The sequence below is a fragment of the Allobosea sp. GW823-FHT01F03 genome (genome assembly GCF_058798075.1).
The window spans coordinates 4,350,371-4,369,400 of the sequence record NZ_CM179505.1; the positions used below are offsets into that span (position 1 = coordinate 4,350,371).

At 67.8% G+C, this 19,030-nt stretch carries 16 protein-coding genes; 6 read left to right on the forward strand and 10 right to left on the reverse strand.

Annotated elements, in window-relative coordinates:
- Nucleotides 1-73 precede the first annotated feature (73 nt).
- The 6 genes from AC3RCC_RS20865 to AC3RCC_RS20890 are packed head-to-tail and all read right to left on the reverse strand — an operon-like array spanning nt 74 to nt 6,053.
- Complete coding sequence (locus AC3RCC_RS20865) at nt 74-1,006, reverse strand: N-carbamoyl-D-amino-acid hydrolase (protein ID WP_291634058.1); 933 nt, start codon at nt 1,004-1,006, stop codon at nt 74-76.
- On the reverse strand, nt 1,003-2,142 hold the full coding sequence (locus tag AC3RCC_RS20870; RefSeq protein ID WP_492256468.1) for a diaminopropionate ammonia-lyase: 1,140 nt from the start codon (nt 2,140-2,142) through the stop codon (nt 1,003-1,005). The genes AC3RCC_RS20865 and AC3RCC_RS20870 overlap by 4 nt, the downstream gene beginning before the upstream one ends.
- 32 nt (nt 2,143-2,174) lie before the next feature.
- The gene (locus AC3RCC_RS20875; RefSeq protein ID WP_291634054.1) at nt 2,175-3,209 is read right to left on the reverse strand and encodes an ABC transporter ATP-binding protein; all 1,035 of its coding nucleotides are present in this window, start codon (nt 3,207-3,209) and stop codon (nt 2,175-2,177) included.
- Complete coding sequence (locus AC3RCC_RS20880; protein ID WP_291634052.1) at nt 3,206-4,195, reverse strand: ABC transporter ATP-binding protein; 990 nt, start codon at nt 4,193-4,195, stop codon at nt 3,206-3,208. The genes AC3RCC_RS20875 and AC3RCC_RS20880 overlap by 4 nt, the downstream gene beginning before the upstream one ends.
- Before the next feature lie 2 nt (nt 4,196-4,197).
- The gene (locus AC3RCC_RS20885) at nt 4,198-5,115 is read right to left on the reverse strand and encodes an ABC transporter permease (protein ID WP_291649980.1); all 918 of its coding nucleotides are present in this window, start codon (nt 5,113-5,115) and stop codon (nt 4,198-4,200) included.
- Nucleotides 5,112-6,053, reverse strand: coding sequence for an ABC transporter permease (locus AC3RCC_RS20890; protein ID WP_291634049.1), 942 nt, complete (start codon nt 6,051-6,053; stop codon nt 5,112-5,114). The genes AC3RCC_RS20885 and AC3RCC_RS20890 overlap by 4 nt, the downstream gene beginning before the upstream one ends.
- Between AC3RCC_RS20890 and AC3RCC_RS20895 the strand changes: the two genes are divergently transcribed.
- Nucleotides 6,007-6,132 carry a hypothetical protein gene (locus AC3RCC_RS20895; protein ID WP_291634206.1) on the forward strand — a complete coding sequence of 42 codons (126 nt, stop codon included), beginning with the start codon at nt 6,007-6,009 and terminating at the stop codon, nt 6,130-6,132. The two genes, AC3RCC_RS20890 and AC3RCC_RS20895, sit on opposite strands and share 47 nt — an antisense overlap.
- Nucleotides 6,133-6,177: 45 nt before the next feature.
- Here AC3RCC_RS20895 and AC3RCC_RS20900 read toward each other — a convergent pair whose 3' ends face one another.
- The 3 genes from AC3RCC_RS20900 to AC3RCC_RS20910 form a co-directional block, all read right to left on the reverse strand.
- Nucleotides 6,178-7,776, reverse strand: a complete 1,599-nt coding sequence (locus AC3RCC_RS20900) for an ABC transporter substrate-binding protein (RefSeq protein WP_291649982.1) — start codon at nt 7,774-7,776, stop codon at nt 6,178-6,180.
- A 217-nt stretch (nt 7,777-7,993) separates the two neighbouring features.
- Nucleotides 7,994-9,406: an amidase gene (locus AC3RCC_RS20905; protein WP_492256469.1), complete on the reverse strand. Its 1,413-nt coding sequence runs from the start codon at nt 9,404-9,406 to the stop codon at nt 7,994-7,996.
- 166 nt (nt 9,407-9,572) lie between these two features.
- The gene (locus AC3RCC_RS20910; protein ID WP_492256470.1) at nt 9,573-10,805 is read right to left on the reverse strand and encodes a M20 family metallo-hydrolase; all 1,233 of its coding nucleotides are present in this window, start codon (nt 10,803-10,805) and stop codon (nt 9,573-9,575) included.
- A gap of 184 nt (nt 10,806-10,989) precedes the next feature.
- Between AC3RCC_RS20910 and AC3RCC_RS20915 the strand changes: the two genes are divergently transcribed.
- On the forward strand, nt 10,990-12,402 hold the full coding sequence (locus AC3RCC_RS20915; protein ID WP_452119163.1) for an MATE family efflux transporter: 1,413 nt from the start codon (nt 10,990-10,992) through the stop codon (nt 12,400-12,402).
- A 416-nt stretch (nt 12,403-12,818) separates the two neighbouring features.
- On the opposite strand, the gene AC3RCC_RS20920 is transcribed toward AC3RCC_RS20915, so the two are convergent.
- Nucleotides 12,819-14,915: a methyl-accepting chemotaxis protein gene (locus tag AC3RCC_RS20920; protein ID WP_291634039.1), complete on the reverse strand. Its 2,097-nt coding sequence runs from the start codon at nt 14,913-14,915 to the stop codon at nt 12,819-12,821.
- A 419-nt stretch (nt 14,916-15,334) separates the two neighbouring features.
- On the opposite strand from AC3RCC_RS20920, the gene AC3RCC_RS20925 reads away from it, so the two are divergent.
- From AC3RCC_RS20925 to AC3RCC_RS20940, 4 genes are all read left to right on the forward strand, one after another.
- A complete protein-coding gene (locus AC3RCC_RS20925; protein WP_291634037.1) occupies nt 15,335-16,090 on the forward strand; it encodes a L,D-transpeptidase in 756 nt (251 codons plus the stop codon).
- Nucleotides 16,059-16,712: a HutD/Ves family protein gene (locus AC3RCC_RS20930; RefSeq protein WP_492256471.1), complete on the forward strand. Its 654-nt coding sequence runs from the start codon at nt 16,059-16,061 to the stop codon at nt 16,710-16,712. The genes AC3RCC_RS20925 and AC3RCC_RS20930 overlap by 32 nt, the downstream gene beginning before the upstream one ends.
- Nucleotides 16,713-16,804: 92 nt before the next feature.
- Nucleotides 16,805-18,109: a UDP-glucose dehydrogenase family protein gene (locus tag AC3RCC_RS20935; protein WP_492256472.1), complete on the forward strand. Its 1,305-nt coding sequence runs from the start codon at nt 16,805-16,807 to the stop codon at nt 18,107-18,109.
- Nucleotides 18,110-18,207: 98 nt separating this feature from the next.
- The gene (locus tag AC3RCC_RS20940; RefSeq protein WP_492256473.1) at nt 18,208-18,972 is read left to right on the forward strand and encodes a DUF2076 domain-containing protein; all 765 of its coding nucleotides are present in this window, start codon (nt 18,208-18,210) and stop codon (nt 18,970-18,972) included.
- The last annotated feature ends 58 nt before the right edge of the window (nt 18,973-19,030 follow it).

Consider the following 19,030-nt stretch of genomic DNA (forward strand, 5'->3'; position numbering starts at 1 on the left):
ATCGCGAAGGCGGCTGCAAAAATCGCGGCTCTCCCGGGATGGGCCCGCGACGATCCGGTGCGGGCCAGGGCGGTCACGCCACCGCCGCGCCCTTGCGCTCTACGATCATGCCGTAGGTCTGCGGCTCGCGGTGTTTCGCGAAGTTGAAGGTCGAGTTCTTGTAGCTCTTGCCGAGATCGAGATCGCAGCGGGCGATGACGAGCTCGTCGCCCTCGGTCACCGCCTGCGCCACGACCTCGCCGGTCGGCGCGATGATGCAGGAGCCGCCGATCTGGTCGACACCGGCTTCGAGGCCGGCCTTGGCGACGCCGACGACCCAGGTCGCGTTCTGGTAGGCGCCGGCCTGCATCACGAGCTGGTTGTGGAAATTGCCGAGCCGGTCATGGTCGGGCGCAGGCGGGTTGTGCTTGGGCGTGTTGTAGCCGAGCACGATCATCTCGACGTCCTGGAGCCCCATGACGCGGTAGCTCTCGGGCCAGCGCCGGTCGTTGCAGATCATCATGCCGAGGCGCCCGCCCATGGTCTCCCAGACCGGCCAGCCGAGATTACCGGTCTCGAAATAGCGCTTCTCGAGATTCTGGAAGGCTGCGTCGGGGCGGTGCTCGGGATGGCCGGGCAGATGGATCTTGCGGTATTTTCCGACGATCGCGCCGGATTTGTCGACCAGGATAGCGGTGTTGAAGCGGCGCTTGCGGCCATCCTCGAAAGCGAGCTCGGGATAGCCGAGATGGAAGCCGATGCCGAGCTTCGCAGCTTCGGCGAAGAGAGGCGCCGTCTCGTTCGAGGGCATGGCGCTCTCGAAATAGGAGTCGATCTCGGCCTCGTCCTCCATCCACCAATGCGGGAAGAAGGCGGTCAGCGCCGCCTCCGGGAAGACGACGAGATCGCAGCCATTGGCCTTGGCCTGGCGCATCAGCTCGATCATGCGGGCGACGGCCGAGGCGCGGCTCTCCTCGCGGTGGATCGGCCCGAGCTGGGCGGCGGCGACGGTCAGGATACGACTCATTTCAGCACGTCCTCGGCGGAGCGGCCGACAATGCCGCGATAGACTTCCGGATCGGTCGCGCCCTCGGTGCCGTAGCAGAGCACGCGGGACGAGGCGTCGAGGCGCAGCGCGCTGCGCAAGGCCGGATCGCGCGCCGCCTTGAACAGACCGGCGAGTCCGGCGACGCCGGATTCGCCGCCGACCACGCCGAGCGTCGCGAGTTGGCGCATCGCATCGGCGGCGCCGGCGTCGCGCACCGTCATGAAGGCATCGGCGCCGGGCTGGAGGATGCGCCAGGCCAGGATCGAGGGCTCGCCGCAGGCAAGGCCGGCCATGATCGTCTCGAGATCGCCGCCGACCGCCGTGACCGCCCCGGCCTTGGCCGATTCGAACAGGCAGGCGGCATTCTCCGGCTCGACCACCACGAAGATCGGCCGCGCCGCGCCATGGCGCTCCCAGCTATCGGAGAGCACGGCCGCCGCGATGCCGCCGACGCCGCCCTGGACAAAGACATGGGTCGGCTGCGCGCCTTGCGTCTCGACCTCGTTGGACAGGACCGAATAGCCCTGCATCACGTCCTTCGGCACCTGCTCATAGCCGGGCCAGGAGGTGTCGGAGACGATCTGCCAGCCATTGGCCTCGGCTGCCGCCGCGCAGGCGCGGACGCTGTCATCGTAATTGCGGCCCTCGCGGACCACGGTCGCGCCATAGGAGCGGATCGCCTCCGCCCTGCCCTCGCTGACGTTCTCGTGGATGTAGATCACCGCCTTGACGCCGGCACGCCTTGCGCCCCAGGCAACCGAGCGGCCGTGATTGCCATCGGTCGCGCAGGCGACGGTCAGCCCCTCCCGACCACGCGCCGCGACCAGCCGGTCGACGGCATAGGCGCCGCCGAGGGCCTTGAAGCTGCGCAGGCCGAAGCGGCCGCCCTCGTCCTTGTAGAGCACCTGGCCGAGATCGAGCGCGTCGGCGATGGCCGGAAGATCGCGCAATGGCGTCGGCGCATAACCGTCCCATGCGGCGATCGCCGCATGGGCGCTGCGGCCCTTGTCGCGGGAGAGGATGTTGCGCAGATCGTCGCCATAGGGCGCGCTCCGGGCGAGCCGCGGATTGAGGATGAAGTCCTGACCGCGGCTATCTGAATTGGCGTCTGTCATGGGCTGATCGTCGACCTCGCTCGGCCCCCTGGTCAAGCGTCGGCGAGCGCAGGCACGGCCTGCTTCAGGAGCGGGTTATCCTCCGCCGGCAGATCGTGCAGATGGCAGGCGGCGACATGGCCCTGCGCCATTGGGCGCAAAGCCGGCTCTTCCGTACGGCAGCGATCGAAGACGTAGGGACAGCGCGTGTTGAAGCGGCAGCCCTTGGGCGGATTGATCGGGCTCGGCACGTCGCCCTTGAGCAGGATGCGCTCGCGCCGGATTTTTGGATCGGGCACCGGCACGGCAGAGAGCAGAGCCACCGTATAGGGGTGGCGCGGCGCGCCGAAGATCTGCTCCTTGGTGCCCATCTCGACGATCTTGCCGAGATACATCACCGCGACGCGGTGGGTCATGTGCTCGACGATGGCGAGGTCGTGGCTGATGAAGAGCAGGGCCAGGCCAAGTTCCTTCTGCAGATCGCAGAGCAGGTTGACGATCTGCGCCTTGACCGAGACGTCGAGCGCCGAGACCGCCTCGTCGCAGATGATCAATTCCGGCTCGGCCGCGAGCGCCCGGGCGATGCCGATGCGCTGACGCTGGCCACCGGAGAATTCGTGCGGCCAGCGATTCACCGCGTCTCGCGGCAGGCCGACCTTGTCCATCAGCGCCATGGTGCGCTCGGTGACCGCCTCCTTGCCCTGGACGATGCCGAAATTGGTGATCGGCTCGGCCAGGATATCGCGGACGCGCATGCGCGGGTTGAGGCTGGAGAACGGGTCCTGGAACACGACCTGAACGCGCTGGCGCAGTGGCCGGAGCTTGCCGGTGGAGAGCTGGTCGATGCGCTGGCCGTCGAGCACCACCTCGCCGGAGGTGATGTCGAACAGGCGCAGGATCGCCTTGCCGACGGTCGACTTGCCGCAGCCGGATTCGCCGACCAGCGACAGCGTCTCGCCTTTGGCGATCTCGAAGGAGATGCCGTCGACGGCGTAGACATTCGCCGTGATACCCGAGAGCAGCCCGCCGCGGATCGGATAATGCTTCTTGAGGTCGTTGACCTGGAGGATGGGCTGGGTCGTGCTCATGCCGCGACCGCGTCCTTCGGCGCATAATGGCAGGCGGCGATATGACCGGCGGCCTTGAGTTCGAGGCCGGGCGCGACCTGGCGGCAGAGATCGGTCACCTTCGGGCAGCGGCCGGCGAAGACGCAGCCGTCGATGCGCTTCTTCAGGCTCGGCACCAGGCCGGGGATTTCGGAGAGGCGCTCGGTATGCCCGGAGAGCGAGGAGCCGAGCTTCGGCACCGCGCCGAGCAGGCCTTGCGTATAGGGATGGCGCGGATTGGCGAAGAGCTCGCCGACAGGCGCCTCCTCGACCTTGCGGCCGGCATACATCACCACGACCTGGTCGGCGACCTCGGCGACGACGCCGAGATCATGGGTGATCAGCATGATCGCGGCGCCGACGCGAGCCTTGAGGTCGCGCATCAGGTCGAGGATCTGGGCCTGGATGGTGACGTCGAGCGCGGTGGTCGGCTCGTCGGCGATCAGCAGCTTGGGCGAGCAGGCGAGCGCGATCGCGATCATCACGCGCTGGCGCATGCCGCCGGAGAGCTGGTGCGGGTATTCCGCGACGCGCCGGCGCGGCTCGGGAATGCCGACGAGCTGGAGCATCTCGACAGCGCGCTCGGTCGCCTGCGCCTTCGACATGTTCTGGTGCAGCCTGAGCGTCTCGCCGATCTGGCGGCCGACGGTCAGCACCGGATTGAGGCTGGTCATCGGCTCCTGGAAGATCATCGAGATCTCGTTGCCACGGATCTGGCGCATCTCGGCATCCGAGCATTCCAGGAGGTTCCGCCCCTGGAAGCGGATGGCGCCGGCCATCTTGCCGGGCGGCTCCGGAATCAGCCGCAGGATCGACATGGCGGTGACCGACTTGCCACAGCCGGACTCGCCGACCACAGCGAGCGTCTGGCCCGCCTCGATGGAGAAGGAGACACCGTCGACCGCGCGGTTGATGCCGTCGGGCGTGCGGAAATGGGTTTGGAGCTTGTCGATTTCGAGCAGGGCCATGGTCAGAGCCTTTTCGCCATGCGCGGGTCGAGCGCATCGCGCAGGCCGTCGCCGAGCATGTTCACGGCAAGGACGGTCAGCGACAGGAAGATGGCGGGGAAGAGGATGATGTGGGGCTTGACCTGCCAGAGCGCACGGCCCTCGGCCATGATGTTGCCCCAGGACGGCGTCGCGGGCGGCACGCCCGCCCCGATGAAGGACAGGATCGCCTCGACGATCATCGCGCTGGCGCAGATATAGGTCGCCTGCACGCTCATCGGCGCCAGGGTATTGGGCAGGATGTGACGGAAGACGATCATCGGCGTGCGCGTGCCGGCGGCGATCGCCGCATCGACATAGGGCTGCTCGCGCAGCGACAGCACGACACCGCGCACGAGGCGCGCGACGCGCGGGATCTCGGCGATGGTGATGGCGATGATGACGTTCTGGACCGAGCCGCGGGTCAGCGCCATCAGGGCGATGGCGAGCAGGATCGGCGGGATCGACATCATGCCGTCGATGACGCGCATGATGATACCGTCCGACCAGCGCACGAAGCCGGAGAACAGGCCGATGACCAGGCCTGCGATCGAGGCCAGGATCGCGACGCTGAAGCCGACAAGCAGCGAGACCCGCGCGCCGTACATGACGCGCGAATAGATGTCCCGCCCCAGCATGTCGGTGCCGAACCAGTAGAGCTCGGAGGGCACGCGGGTGCGCCGCGCGGTCGAGATCGCGGTCGGATCGACGGTGCCGAGCCAGGGCGCGAACAGGGCGATGAAGAACATGATCAGCAGCAGGACGCCGCCGATCGCGATCGAGGGGTTCTTGCGCAGGAAGCCGGTGAAGCCGGTCAGCGGCTTCCGGGCCTTCAGCACGTCGGGAAGTTCGGGAGCGACCGCGAGGTCGCCCGGAACCGGGGCGGGATGCTGCACGGTCAATAGCGTATCCTCGGATCGACGAGGGTGTAGATCAGGTCGATGGCCAGGTTCACCAGCACATAGACGAAGGAGAAGATCAGCACGACGCCCTGGATGACAGGGTAGTCGCGGCGCAGGATCGCATCGAGCGTGAGGCGTCCGAGCCCGGGAATGGCGAAGACGCTCTCCGTCACCACGGCGCCGCCGATCAGCAGCGCGACGCCGATGCCGATGATGGTGATGATCGGCACCGCCGCATTCTTCAGCGCATGCAGAAAGAGGATGCTGTTCTGCGCGACGCCCTTTGAGCGGGCGGTGCGGATATAGTCCTGCTGCAGCACGTCGAGCATGGTCGCGCGGGTGATGCGGGCGATCAGCGCGACATAGACCAGGCCGAGCGTGACCGCCGGCAGGATCAGGTTCTGGAACCAGGGCCAGAGCCCTTGCGAAATAGGCGTGTAGCCCTGCACCGGCACCCAGTCGAGCTTGAGCGCGAAGACATAGGCGAGCAGGTAGCCGACGACGAAGACCGGCACCGAAAAGCCGAAGACGGCGAAGGCGACGACGGCGCGGTCGATCCAGGTCCCAGCCTTCCAGGCGGCGACGACGCCGAGCGGCACGGCGACGCTGACGGCCAGGATCAGCGTCAGCACCATCAGCGAGAGTGTCGGCTCGATGCGCTGCGCGATCAGCTGCGTCACCGGCAGCGAGGTGAAGATCGAGGTGCCGAGATCACCCTGGAGCACCCGGAAGAACCATTCGCCGAAGCGGACGAGATAGGGCCGGTCCAGGCCCAGGCTGGCGCGGATGCGTTCGACATCGGCCGGCGAGGCCTGGTCGCCCGCGATGATGGCGGCGGGGTCGCCCGGTGCGATGTAGAGAAGCGAGAAGACGAACAGCGCCACGAAGGCCATGACGGGTATCGTCGTGATGATGCGTCTTACGATAAAAGCGAGCATCCGCAGCCTTTTGCTGGAAAGTGGGCGCCGCATCGTTTCGGACTGGAGCAATCCGAAGCCGCGCGACGGGCGTCGTTGAAAATCCAACGCCCGGGCAGCGGCCCGGGCGTCGATCTCATCCGTGTCAGGCCTTGGCGACGTTCCAGAAGAACGGCAGCGGGCCGCTGGTCACGCCGGTGACGTTCTTCCGCCAGGCCTGATAGCCGAGATAGAAGCCGGTCGGCGCGAAGACGACGTTCTCGACGGCGGCCTTGTTCAGGCGGGCCATTGCAGCCTTCTCCTCGGCCATGTCCTTGGCGTTGAACCAGTTGGTGACCTCGGTCTCGACCGCCGGCACATCCGGCCAGCCGAACCAGGCCTTGTCGCCATTGGCGCGGATCGCGGTGTAGGAGGACGGGTTGAGGCAGTCCGCACCGGCATGCCAGGTGTGGAACATGCTCCAGCCGCCCTGCCCCGGCGGGGTCTTCTGGGCGCGCCGCGCCCCGACCGTGCCCCAATCGGTGGCGACGAACTCGACCTTCATGCCGATGCTCTTCAACAGCTCGGCGGTGACGTCGCCCATCGACTTGGTCGCCGACATGTCCTGCGCGACCACGCAGATCACCGGCTCGCCCTTATAGCCGGCCTCGGCCAGAAGTTTCTTGGCGGCCTCGATGTTCTTCATCTTCAGCATCGCCCCGCCCTCTTCGGTGTAGAGCGGCGTGCCGGGGGTGAAGAAGCCGGGCAGCGGTTTCCAGAGCTTGTCGTCGTCGCCGACGATCGAGCGCATATAGTCTTCCTGGTTCATCGCCGTCAGCACCGCCTGGCGCACCTTCACATTGTTGAAGGGCGGATGCAGGTGGTTCATGCGGAAGGAACCGATATTGCCGAGCGGGTCGCCGATATCGACATTGATGTTGGCGTTGCTCTTGAGCACCGGGACGAGATCGGAGAGCGGGGTCTCCCACCAGTCGACCTCGCCGTTCTGCAGCGCGGCGGCGGCCGTCGCGGCGTCGGGCATGATCACCCATTCGATGCGGTCCACGAGCATCTTCTTGCCGCCGGCGAGCCAGTCCGCCGGCTCCGAGCGCGGCACATAGTCGGCGAATTTCTCGAACACTGCCTTGGCACCGGGGACCCATTCGCCGCGGGCGAATTTCATCGGGCCCGAGCCGACATATTCGGTGATCTGCGTGAAGGGATCGGTCTTGGCGATGCGCTCCGGCATGATGAAGGAGCAGGGCGCATTGTTCTTGGCCAGCGCCAGCAGCATCTTCGGATAGGGCTGTTTCAGCACCCATTTCCAGGTGCGGTCGTCGACGGCGGTCAGCTCGTTCTCGATCGCCCGGATCATCAGGCCCATCGGGTCGCGGGCCTGCCAGCGCTTCAGGCTCTGCACCACGTCCTTGGCGAGGACGGGGGTGCCGTCATGAAATTTGAGGCCGGGACGAAGCTTGAAGGTCCAGGTCAGCCCGTCGGCGGAGACCTCCTCGGCTTCGACCATCTGGCGCTGCGGCTGGAACTTGGAATCGATGCCGTAGAGCGTATCCCAGACCAGCGCCGCAGCATTGCGGACGACGTATTGCGTTCCCCAGATCGGATCGAAATTGGCGAGGTTGGCTTGCGGCACGAAGCGCAGGGTCTTGGCGGCGGCTCCCTGAGAAAGGGCCGGCATCGCCAGCCCGCCGGAAGCTGCAAGCACGCCCGTCCCTGCGGCAGACTTCAGAAAACTTCTGCGGTCCATCAATCTCTCCCCTGAAACGGCCACCTCTTGCGGGCGACCTTGGGGCGAGTGTGGGCGGAAAAATCCGCTCTGACAACACGCTCCGCGAACCGTCCGCGACGGCAGAAGAGCTTGCAGGGTTCGTGCCAGAAGGCAGATATCGGCGCCCTGCGGAGCCGAGATCGCGGAATGGTGCGCAAACCGGAGGTTATCCGGCAAAAAATTGCGCGCACCCTACCTAAATCGTTTCAATCGGCGCATCGACACGCGGGAAGGGTCGCAAGGCCTCGAAAGCCGCTGCCGCCTGCAACACCCGATAATCGCTTCCGTAAGGTCCGACGATCTGCAAACCGGCAGGCAAGCCGGCCCTGGTCAACCCGCAGGGCACCGAAGCCGCGGGGGCCTGGGTGATGTTGAACGGGTAGGTAAACGGGGTCCAGCGGGTCCAGTCCTCGCCATAGCCGCCATGGGCCGGCGTGTTGCGGCCGACGGCGAAGGCGGGCAGCGGCAGGGTCGGGGTCAGCAGCAGATCGAAGCGTGCATGAAATTGCGCCATGTGCAGAGCCAGCGCGTTGCGCCGATTGAGCAGGACATCGACATAGGTCGCACCGTCGATGCGCTCGCCGGCCTCCGCCACCGCGACGAGGCCTGGGTCCATCCGCGCCCTCGCCTCGGGGCCGGCACTGCGCAAAGCGAGGGCCGCGCCGGCCGACCAGAGCGTCATCAGCGTGTCGAGCGGATCGGCAAAACCCGGATCGACCTCCTCGACGCGGGCGCCGAGCTCGCGGAAGGCCAGAGCGGCATCGCGCGTCAGCGCCGCGATCTCAGGATCGACCGGCACATCGCCGCCGAGCGTCGCCGACCAGGCGATGCGCAGCCCCCGCACCCCGGCATCGAGGCCCGCGGTGAAATCGGGCGGCGCATCGGTCATCGCCGTCATGTCGCGCTCGTCCGGCTGGCCGATGGCGTTCATCGCCAGCGCGGCGTCGCGAACCGTGCGGGTCAGCGGGCCGAGATGGGCGAGAAAGCCCATGGTCGAAATCGGCCAGGCCGGGACGCGGCCATAAGTCGGCTTCAATCCGAAAACCCCGGTGAAGGCGGCGGGGATGCGCACCGAGCCGGCCCCGTCGGTGCCGAGATGGATGCAGCCGAGATTGAGCGCCGCCGCGGCTGCGGCTCCGGAGGACGAGCCGCCCGGCCCGGTCGCGACGTCCCAGGGATTGCGGGTGATGCCCGTAAGCGGCGAATCACCGACGCCCTTCCAGCCATATTCCGGCATCGTCGTCTTGCCGAGGAAGACGCAGCCGGCCTCGCGCAGCCGCGCCACCGCCGGAGAATCGGCGGTGAAAGGCGCATCGGACGCCACCGCCGAGCCGCGTCGCATCGGCCAGCCGGCGACACCGAGATTGTCCTTGATCGTCACCGGCACGCCGTCGAGAGGCCCGAGCGGCGCGCCCTTCAGCCAGCGAGCCTCGGCGTCCTGCGCCATGGCGAGCGGCGCCTTGTCGTCGCGGACGACGAAGGCATTGACCTGCGGCTCGAAGCGCTCGATGCGCGCCAGCGCATCCTTGGCGACCTCGAGCGGCGAGAGCTCGCGGGAGGCGTAGAGCGGCGCGAGTTCGGCGGCGGAAAGCGAGGCAATGGCGGTCATGACGGCACCCATTCGGAAGATGAGATCGGAACTCACCGTCATCCCGGACAAACGGCTTCAGCCGCGCCGACTCGGGATCCATCGCAGGGCTCCGCGCCCTACGATGGATCCCGAAGCTCCGCTTCGCCGCGTCCGGGATGATGGAGAGTGGTCGTGAACACTCTGGCTATCGGGCATTCGCCGCGCGCCAGGCGGCGCTGAGCAGGACATTGGCGCCGGCGACCATGTCCTCGTCGGTGCTGAGCTCGGCCGGATTGTGCGAGAGGCCGCCGATCGAGGGGATGAAGACCATCGCCGTCGGGCAGAGCCGCGACATCATCTGGGCATCGTGGCCGGCCCCGGAAATCATCCGGCGGATCGGCAGCCCGAACTCGGCGGCGCTCGCCTCGACGCCGGCGATCAGCTCCTCGGCGAAGGGCGTCGCCGGAAAACGGGCGAGATCGCGGAAGCCGATCGCGATGTCGTCGCGCGCCGAAAGTTCGGCGCAGAACTTGCGGACCGCCGCCTCGGCCTCGGCCAATGGCGCGTCCAGCGGGTTGCGCAGGTCGAGCGTCATCACCACCGTCTCGGGCACGACGTTGACATTGCCGGGCTGGACGCGGATCACGCCGCAATTGGCGAGCTGTCCGGGGATCGTCCTGGTCAGCTCATTGGCGAAGATGTTGATCCTGGCGGCCGCGAGGCCGGGATCCCGGCGATAGCGCATCGGCGTGGTGCCGGCATGGCTCGGCCGCCCGGTCAGGGTCAGTTCGAGCCAGCAGATCCCCTGGATGCCGGTGACCGCGCCGAGACCGCCGCCCTCGCTCTCCAGGATCGGGCCCTGCTCGATATGCAATTCGAGATAGGCATGCGCCGGCAGGAAGCCCGGCTGCTCGGGGCCTTCATAGCCGATGCGCGCCAGCTCCGTGCCGAGCACAGCTCCATCCGCATCCTTCTCGGCATGGGCCGCTGCGACGCTCATGCCGCCGGCCCAGACATAGGAGCCGAGCATGTCCGGATGGAAGCGCGCGCCCTCCTCATTGGTGAAGGCGATCACCGCCATGTCGCGCTTCGGCTGCAGGCCGGCATCGCGCAGGGCGGCAAGCACCTCCAGCGCGGCGATCACGCCGAGCGCGCCGTCGAAGCGCCCACCGGTGCCGACCGTGTCGATATGCGAGCCCATCACCACGGCCGGGCCGTCCTCCTGCCCCTTCAGGATGCCGACGATGTTGCCGATGGCGTCGACCTTCACCGTCAGGCCGAGCGCCTGCATCTGGCCGACCAGCCAGTCGCGCCCCTGCTTGTCCTCATCGCTCAGGGCGAGGCGCCGGCAACCGCCCTCCGGCGTCGCGCCGATGCGCGAGAGCGCCGCCAGCCGCGACACCAGTCGCTCCCCATCGATCCGCAGGTTGGTGCTCATCTCGCAGGCGCTCCTTGGCAGGCATGGCTTCGGTTCGGATACGCAGCAGGCAGGAAGCAGGCCGCCCGCGCAAGAGGCAGAATGGCGACCCGACGCGGAGCGAGGGCGCTCCATGCGCAATGCACCGCCTGCCACGACAGCATGGGGGCTGTTAAGTGGCTGCCTGCCCAGATAAAAGGCAGCCATGTCACAGATCGCGCTTCACATGCGGCCGGCGAGCCCCTGGCTCACCGAGGTCAAGGCCATGCTGGCGTTGAGCTGGCCGATGGTGCTGACCAATGTCGCACAGACCGCGATGACGGCGACCGACGTCATCATGATGGGCCATCTCGGGCCCGATGCGCTGGCCGCGGGTGCGCTCGCCACCAATCTCTACATGGCCGTGCTGATCTTCGGCATCGGCGTGATGGCGGCAGTCGCGCCGATGGTCGCGATCGAGCTCGGACGGAACCGGCATTCGGTTCGCGATGTGCGCCGCACCGTACGCCAGGGCTTCTGGGTGGCGGCGACCCTGGCGGGGCCGATGTGGCTCTTCCTCTGGCAGGCCGAAGCGATCCTCAAGGCGATGGGCCAGAACCCGGCGCTGGCGGAAGCCGCCGCCTCCTATCTGCACACGCTGCAATGGGGTCTGCTGCCGTTCTACATCTATCTCGTCCTGCGCGGCTTTCTCGCTGCTCTGCAGCGGCCGTTCTGGGTCTTCGTGACCGTGCTCTTCGCGGTCGTCTTCAACGCCTTCGCCAACTGGGTGCTGATGTTCGGGCGGCTCGGCTTCCCGGCGCTCGGCCTGCCGGGCTCGGGGCTGGCGACGTCGCTGGCCTCGACCCTGATGTTCGCCGGCCTCGCGATCGTGGTCTCGCTCGACCGACGCTTCCGGCGCTACCGCCTGTTCGGGCGCTTCTGGCGACCGGACTGGAGCCGCTATCGCGCCTTCTGGCGCATGGGCCTGCCGATCGGCACGACCGTGAGCTTCGAGGTCTGGATCTTCAACGGCGCCGCCTTCCTGATGGGCCTGCTCGGCCCGACCTCGCTCGCCGCCCATGCGATCGCGATCCAGATCGCCTCGCTGTGCTTCATGGTGCCGATGGGCATCGGCCAGGCCGGAACGGTCAGGGTCGGGCATGCCTATGGCGCCGGCGACAGGGAGGGCATCGCCCGGGCCGGCGCCACCGCGCTCATGCTGGCGACCGCTTTCATGTGCTTCACCGCGCTCCTGATGCTGCTGATCCCGCACTGGCTGGTCGTGCCGTTCCTCGACGCCAGCAAGCCGCGCGCGGCCGAGGTGGCGCAGCTTGCCATGCTGTTCCTGTTCTATGCGGCGATCTTCCAGATCGTCGACGGCATCCAGGTGGTCGGCGTCTCGATCCTGCGCGGCCTGCGCGACACGCGCGTGCCGATGTTCTTCGCCGGCCTCGGCTATTGGGGCATCGGCCTGCCGCTCTCGGCGGCACTAGGCTTCCTGACGCCGCTCGCCGGCGTCGGCATCTGGATCGGGCTCGCCACCGGTCTTGCGATCGTCGCCGTGCTGATGCTGACGCGCTGGTTCGCCCGCGAACGGCTCGGCCTGATCCGGAGGCCGGCAGCCACCGACGCCGCCTAGATCGTCGCGCGTCCGTTCGGACGCTGTCACGGTGATCTATCTTATTGTTATAGCATCGGAGTTTCCCGAAAAGTGGCGTCCACTCTTCGGTCCGATGCTACGAGACCGGCTCCAATCAGCTTGCTCAGTCATCCGGCTGGAGCCCTCGGCTCCGACCTCTGGGCGGAGCCGAGGATGAACGCCGCGGAATGCCGGAAGCCATCGCAAGCCTCCGGTGCTCTACGATGGCTTCCGGAGCTGCGACGCTTCGCCGCTTGTCCGGAGCGACGATCAAGTCAGAGCCTCCCGCTGCAGTTTCTGCCGCCCGACAGGGCTGCCGGACATGCGAAAAGGGCCGCTCCCGGCAGGAGCGGCCCTCGGATCGGCCTGGCGTAGAGCCCGGGCCGGCTCGATCAGGAGCCGGCCTTTCCCGTGCCTCAGAACTCCTCCCAACCGGCATCGCCCTGGCGGGAATTGGCGACCTTGCGCATCGGCGCGACCGGACGCGGCTCGCGGCGCGGCGTCGCTTTCTGCTGGGCGAAGGCGGCCTCCGCGAGCTGGCGCAGGCGCCGCGGCTCGCTGTCGGCCTCGCTCGCGGCAGGGGCGGCCCCACGCGACTGCGGCGCAGCGGCGAGCGGCGCGGCCGAAGCGGTCCCACCGGTGCGGAAGCTCGCCACCAGCGTATTGAGCTCGCCGATCTTGCCAGACAGAGACCCCGCCGAAGCGGCGCTCTGCTCGGCCAATGCGGCGTTCTGCTGGGTCATCTCGTCCATATGCGCCACGGTCTGGCTCATCTCCTCGATGCCGTTGGCCTGCTCCGCCGAAGCGGCCGCGACCTCGGAGACCGTGGTCTGGACCTTGCGCGAGGCATCGACGATCCGGGTCAGGGCATCGCCGGCCTGACGGACCAGCTTCACGCCCGCCTCGACCTCGGTGTTCGAGGAGGAGATCAGCCCGGAAATATCCTTGGCCGCCTCGCCCGAACGCTGTGCCAGCGTACGCACCTCGCTCGCCACCACGGCGAAACCCTTGCCGGCGTCGCCGGCGCGCGCCGCTTCGACCGCCGCGTTCAGCGCCAGAAGATTGGTCTGGAAGGCGATGTCGTCGATCACCCGGATGATGTCCGAGATCTTGCGCGAGGCGTCCTCGATACGGGCCATCGCGGAAACCGCCTCGTTGACGATGCCCCCGCCGGTCTGCGCGACCGCCATGGCCTCACCGGCCAGAACGACGCCCTGCTGCGCGGCCTGCGCCGACGCCTTGACCGAGGCCGCGAGCTCCTCGGTCGTGGCGGCGCTTTCCTCGAGCGAGGAGGCCTGCTCCTCCGTGCGCTTCGAGAGATCGTCTGCGCCGGTCGCGATCTCGCGCGCCGAAAGCCCGACATCGCCGGCGGTCGCCTGGATGGTGCGCAGCGTCAGCGACAGCTTGTCGGCGGTGTCGTTGATCGCGCCCTTGAGATCGGCGAAGCGGCCGCGATAGGCGCTGTCGATACGATGCGTGAGATCGCCGGCCGCGATCGCCTGGAGCGCCTCGGCGAACTCGGTGGTGGCGGCGTCGACGACGCGATTGATCTCGTTGATGCCCGCGACCAGCTTCGCCATCTCGGCATCGGCCCCGTCGAGCGCCAGCCGTGCCGAGAAATCGCCGGCTGCGGCGGCGGCAACGACCGTGCCGACATCGGAAACCACGAGCGCCATGGATTCGGCCCGTGCCAACCGCTCCTCCGCCGCCGCCCGCTCCTGGGCCTGCAGCAGCGCGACCTGCTCCGTGCTCTGACGCAGCACGGCGAGGGCGCGCGCCATGGCGCCGATTTCGTCGCCGCGCTTGGTGTGGGGAACCTCGATCTGCGTGTCGCCCGCGGTGACGCGGTCCATCGCCTGCCCGAGATCGAGCAGCGGGCGCGTGATCGAGCGCTGGGCGAACAACATGGCGGCAGCGAACGAGGCGATCAGGGTCGAGAACAGCAAGACCGGCAGAATCCACTGAACCTGCCGGGTGAAACTGGCGGCCTCCTCGGCGAGCGCATCGCCGACGGCCTCGTTGCGCTTGGCGAAGGCGACGAGGTTGTCGTTCAGGGCGCGCCGATTGGCGCGGTTGAGATCGTTATTGCCTTGCTCGTCGGCGGCAGCGGTCGAGACCTCGCGGCCGAGCCTGATCGTCTCGGCGCGGAAGGCGATGAACTCATCGACCGATTTCTGGACCTTGAGGGCGGATTCGCGCTCCGCCACCGGCACGCGTGCGACGAGATCGGCCGCGAGCTTGCGCATCACCGGGAAGCGCGCCTCCTTCGTCTTGGCGAAGGGCTCGGCCTCCTGGGAGGTCTTCGACATGTAGATGCCGCGCGAATCCATCACGACAGCGAAGACCTGCGTGTTGAGTCGCTCGGTCAGCAAGGTGATTTCGCCCTGCACGTCAGAGCGGAGATTGAGATCATGAGAGCGGGAAAGCGCATAGAGGCCGAGCCCGGCCGACAGAACCGCGCCGACGGCAATAATCCCCAGCATCGCCAGTATCTTGAAGCGAATCGATTTCATTGCGTCCCGCGCTCCCCAGCCCCGGGGCACGCGGCCGCGGGTCAACTGCCTCCGTCCGATGGCCGCGCGCCGCCGGAAACCCGAAGATTGAAGAAAGATTTGCCGAGCAACCTTTAAAACTCGCTTAAACTGCTGTTAAATTGGGCATATCACGACATTCTGATCGGATTCCCCGGTCGGGCGGCCGCCCGGGCGGCCCTCGCAAGCGCGAGCCGCCGAATCTCGTCATGCGCGCGGCGCATGAAAAACTGTTGCATCCGGGCAACGCTCTGCGGCGGCCTTACTTTCGCCATATCGTCTTCACCCGAGCGCCATGCCAAACCGCGAAGTGAAAAGCCGTCCGCCGGACACGGCTCTTTGGAACCGACCGGCCCTCCAATCGTTTTCGCCGCCAGTTGCCCTATTCACGAGCCGAGTTCATGCCCTCCCGCCAGCCTGCCGCCCCCGACCAGCTCTCCCGCCGCCGGTTCGTCACCCTCGCCTCCGCGTTCGCACCGGTCGCGCTGACCGGCTGTATCAGCACGGCGCAGCAGCCCTATGAGGTGCGGGCGCCGATCCATCAGAACGCCGCTTTCCTGTCGATGTATGATGAGCGGCCGGAGGAGACGTTCCCGCTGCCGGCCACCGACATTTCCGAGGTCGAGACGCGTTTCCTGCGGCAGGAAGTGAACTACCGCACCAATGAGGCGCCCGGCACGATCGTCGTCGACACCTCCGCGCGCTATCTCTACCTCGTGCGCGAGAACGGTCGCGCCATCCGCTACGGCATCGGCGTCGGCAAGCAGGGCATGTCCTGGCGTGGCCGCGCCACCGTGGCGCGCAAGGCGGCCTGGCCGCGCTGGACGCCGACCGCCGCGATGATCAAGCGCGAGCCCGAACGGAACGCTCCCTGGGCCGGCGGCATGAAGCCGGGGCTTGAAAACCCGCTCGGCGCGCGCGCGCTCTATCTCTACCAGGGCAGCCAGGACACGCTCTACCGCATCCATGGCACCAGCGAGCCCTGGTCGATCGGCAAGGCCGTGTCCTCGGGTTGCATCCGCCTGTTCAATCAGGACATCATCGACCTGCACAGCCGCGTACCGACCGGCACTCCGGTCGTCGTGCTGAACCGCAATCCCTCGAACGAGCCGCTCCTGGAGACGGATGCCCCCGCCCCCGAAGACGACTACATCTGATAGCTCGGGGCCCGACGGCCTCGCGCTGACGCTGCTGGATCCGGCCGAGTACGGCCGGGCGCCCTGGAAGAATGGCGGCGGTGTCTCAATCGACATCGCCGCGCGCTACCGTGACTTCGCCGCCATGGGCTCCGAGGAAGGACTGGTTTGGCGGCTCGGCCGCACGTCCATCTCGGCCGCAGCCCCCTTTTCGGATTATGCGGGCCATGATCGCCAGCAGGTGGTCGTGACCGGTCGCGGCCTGGTGCTGCAGACGCCTGACGGTGAACTCTCCCTGCGCGAACCCTTTCGCCCGATCGGCTATGACGGGGGCTTGAGCATCGTCAGCCGGCTCGAGGATGGCCCGGTCGAGGTCGTCAACCTGATCGCCGACCGCAGCATGGCGAGAATCGCGCTCGGCGTGCTGCAGGAAGGCTCGGCCCTCTTCCTCCAGCCGGGAACGCATATCGTTTACGCAGCGGCCGGCCCGCTGGCCCTCGAGGTCGAGGGCGCGGCGACACCGCTCGCTCATGACCAGGGCCTGCGGATCGAGGCCGCGCGCCCGCTGAAGCTGCGCGGCGAGGCTGGACGCGGGCTGATCGCCTCGATCTATCCGGCAACCCCGGACGCGCTTCCGGCCTGAACCGCGTGCGTCGCGAATTTGCCTGGCGCCCGATTTGCTATAGGGGCTGCGCCATCCGGCAGGCCCGCCGGGCAACAGGATAAGAGTGCCGCATGCGCGTTACGATGATTGGCTCGGGCTATGTCGGCCTGGTTTCGGGGGCGTGCTTCGCTGATTTCGGCCATGAGGTGATCTGCGTCGACCTGGACGCCGGCAAGATCGCGGCGCTGAACCGCGGCGAGATCCCGATCTTCGAGCCCGGGCTGGACGAGCTCGTGGCGAGCAATGTGCGGGCCGGGCGGCTCTCCTTCACCACCGAGCTGGCGGCGTCGGTGCGCCATGCCGAAGCGGTCTTCATCGCGGTCGGAACGCCCTCGCGCCGCGGCGACGGCCATGCCGATCTGTCCTATGTCCATCAGGCGGCGCGCGATGTCGCGGCCGCGATCGGCGGCTTCACGGTCGTGGTCACCAAATCGACCGTGCCGGTCGGGACCGGCGACGAGGTCGAGCGGATCATGCGCGAAGCCCGGCCGGATGGCGATTTCGCGGTGGTCTCGAACCCGGAATTCCTGCGCGAAGGCGCGGCGATCGCCGATTTCAAGCGCCCGGACCGGATCGTCATCGGCACCGAGGATCCGCGCGCCCGCAAGGTGATGGAAGAGCTCTACCGGCCGCTCTATCTCAACGCGGCGCCGCTCCTGTTCACGGCGCGGCGCACCTCCGAGCTGATCAAATACGCCGCCAACGCCTATCTGGCGACCAAGATCACCTTCATCAACGAGATCGCCGATCTGTGCGAGCAGGTCGGCGCCAATGTCCAGGAGGTGGCGCGCGGCATCGGCCTCGACAACCGCATCGGCGGCAAGTTCCTGCATGCCGGGCCGGGCTATGGCGGCTCCTGCTTCCCGAAGGACACGCTGGCCTTGATGAAGACGGCGCAGGACATGGCGAGCCCGCTGCGCATCGTCGAGACCGTGGTCGCGGTCAACGACCAGCGCAAGCGCGCCATGGCCCGCAAGGTCGTCGCCGCCTGCGGCGGTTCGGTCAGGGGCAAGCGCATCGCCGTGCTCGGCCTCGCCTTCAAGCCGAACACCGACGACATGCGCGAGGCGCCCTCGCTCGCCATCATCACGGCGCTGACCGATGCCGGGGCGCAGATCGTCGCCTATGATCCGGAAAGCATGGACAGCGCCCGCCCGCTGCTGCCGGAGATCACTTACGCCCCCGACGCCTATGCCTGTCTCGAAGGCGCCGACGCCCTGGTGATCGTCACCGAATGGAACGCCTTCCGCGCCCTCGACCTCGACCGGGTCAAGGCGGCGCTGAAGCGGCCCGTCGTCGTCGACCTGCGCAACATCTACCGCTCGAGCGAAATGCGTCAGCGCGGCTTCGAATACCTCAATATCGGAAACGCATGAGCCGAAAATTCCCCGGGGTCGCCTTGATAACGTCATAGGCCTCCCCCACCTCTCGCATGGCCGGGCAGCCGCCCGGCCCAACATGAGAGGAGATGACGATGACGCCGCAGGAACGCGACGTGATCGCCGGGATTTTCGACCGCCTGCGCCAGGCGGCCAACCAGCCCCGCGACCCCGAGGCTGAGAACTTCATCGCCGAGCGGCTGCGCGAACAGCCCTATGCCGCCTATGCGATGGCGCAGTCGATCTATGTCCAGGAACAGGCCCTCGCCAATCTGCAGGCCCAGGCCCAGCAGCTTCAGGCCGAGGTCGAGGCGTTGCGCCGCCAGCCGGCCGCAGCCCCCGCGCCGGCACAGTCGGGCGGCTTCCTGTCCGGGATCTTCGGCGGCGCGAGCCAGCCGGCCCGCAGCGGCTCCGTGCCATCCTTCCCGCAGCGCGCCGCGCCCCAGCCTGCCCCAGCGCAGCCGGCTTCACCGCCCTGGGGTTCGCAGCCCGGCCAGCAGGGCATGGCGGCGGCACCCGCTCCCGGCCCCTGGCAGAGCCAGCAGGCGCAAGCCCCGGCGCGCGGCGGCTTCATGGCGAGCGCCTTGACCACCGCGGCCGGCGTTGCCGGCGGCATGGTCGCCGGCAATCTGCTGATGAACGCCTTCGGCGGCGGCAAAAGCGCGTCATCGGAAGCAAAGCCGGCCGAGGCCAGCACGGCGCAGCAGAACGACACCGCCACGGCAGAGAATGCCCAGCCGGCGTCGAACCAGTCCTATGAGGATCCCGGTCACAGCTACCAGGAGCCGAGCTACCAGAACGCCAGCAACGAGGGCTATGATGACGGCTCGAGCGGCTTCGGCGACGACGAGTGGGCCTGAACGGCCGCTTCGTAGTCCCTGGATGAAATCAGCAGACCCGCCCGGCAACGGGCGGGTC

What these genes read in the sequence shown, in the direction of transcription:
- AC3RCC_RS20880 (WP_291634052.1), bottom strand. Translation starts at nt 4,195, where the DNA reads ATGGCCCTGCTCGAAATCGACAAGCTCCAAACCCATTTCCGCACGCCC.
- AC3RCC_RS20875 (WP_291634054.1), bottom strand. Translation starts at nt 3,209, where the DNA reads ATGAGCACGACCCAGCCCATCCTCCAGGTCAACGACCTCAAGAAGCAT.
- AC3RCC_RS20920 (WP_291634039.1), bottom strand. Translation starts at nt 14,915, where the DNA reads ATGAAATCGATTCGCTTCAAGATACTGGCGATGCTGGGGATTATTGCC.
- AC3RCC_RS20870 (WP_492256468.1), bottom strand. Translation starts at nt 2,142, where the DNA reads ATGACAGACGCCAATTCAGATAGCCGCGGTCAGGACTTCATCCTCAAT.
- AC3RCC_RS20905 (WP_492256469.1), bottom strand. Translation starts at nt 9,406, where the DNA reads ATGACCGCCATTGCCTCGCTTTCCGCCGCCGAACTCGCGCCGCTCTAC.
- AC3RCC_RS20890 (WP_291634049.1), bottom strand. Translation starts at nt 6,053, where the DNA reads ATGCTCGCTTTTATCGTAAGACGCATCATCACGACGATACCCGTCATG.
- AC3RCC_RS20935 (WP_492256472.1), top strand. Translation starts at nt 16,805, where the DNA reads ATGCGCGTTACGATGATTGGCTCGGGCTATGTCGGCCTGGTTTCGGGG.
- AC3RCC_RS20930 (WP_492256471.1), top strand. Translation starts at nt 16,059, where the DNA reads ATGCCCCCGCCCCCGAAGACGACTACATCTGATAGCTCGGGGCCCGAC.
- AC3RCC_RS20940 (WP_492256473.1), top strand. Translation starts at nt 18,208, where the DNA reads ATGACGCCGCAGGAACGCGACGTGATCGCCGGGATTTTCGACCGCCTG.
- AC3RCC_RS20895 (WP_291634206.1), top strand. Translation starts at nt 6,007, where the DNA reads ATGACGGGTATCGTCGTGATGATGCGTCTTACGATAAAAGCGAGCATC.
- AC3RCC_RS20915 (WP_452119163.1), top strand. Translation starts at nt 10,990, where the DNA reads ATGTCACAGATCGCGCTTCACATGCGGCCGGCGAGCCCCTGGCTCACC.
- AC3RCC_RS20865 (WP_291634058.1), bottom strand. Translation starts at nt 1,006, where the DNA reads ATGAGTCGTATCCTGACCGTCGCCGCCGCCCAGCTCGGGCCGATCCAC.
- AC3RCC_RS20910 (WP_492256470.1), bottom strand. Translation starts at nt 10,805, where the DNA reads ATGAGCACCAACCTGCGGATCGATGGGGAGCGACTGGTGTCGCGGCTG.
- AC3RCC_RS20900 (WP_291649982.1), bottom strand. Translation starts at nt 7,776, where the DNA reads ATGGACCGCAGAAGTTTTCTGAAGTCTGCCGCAGGGACGGGCGTGCTT.
- AC3RCC_RS20925 (WP_291634037.1), top strand. Translation starts at nt 15,335, where the DNA reads ATGCCCTCCCGCCAGCCTGCCGCCCCCGACCAGCTCTCCCGCCGCCGG.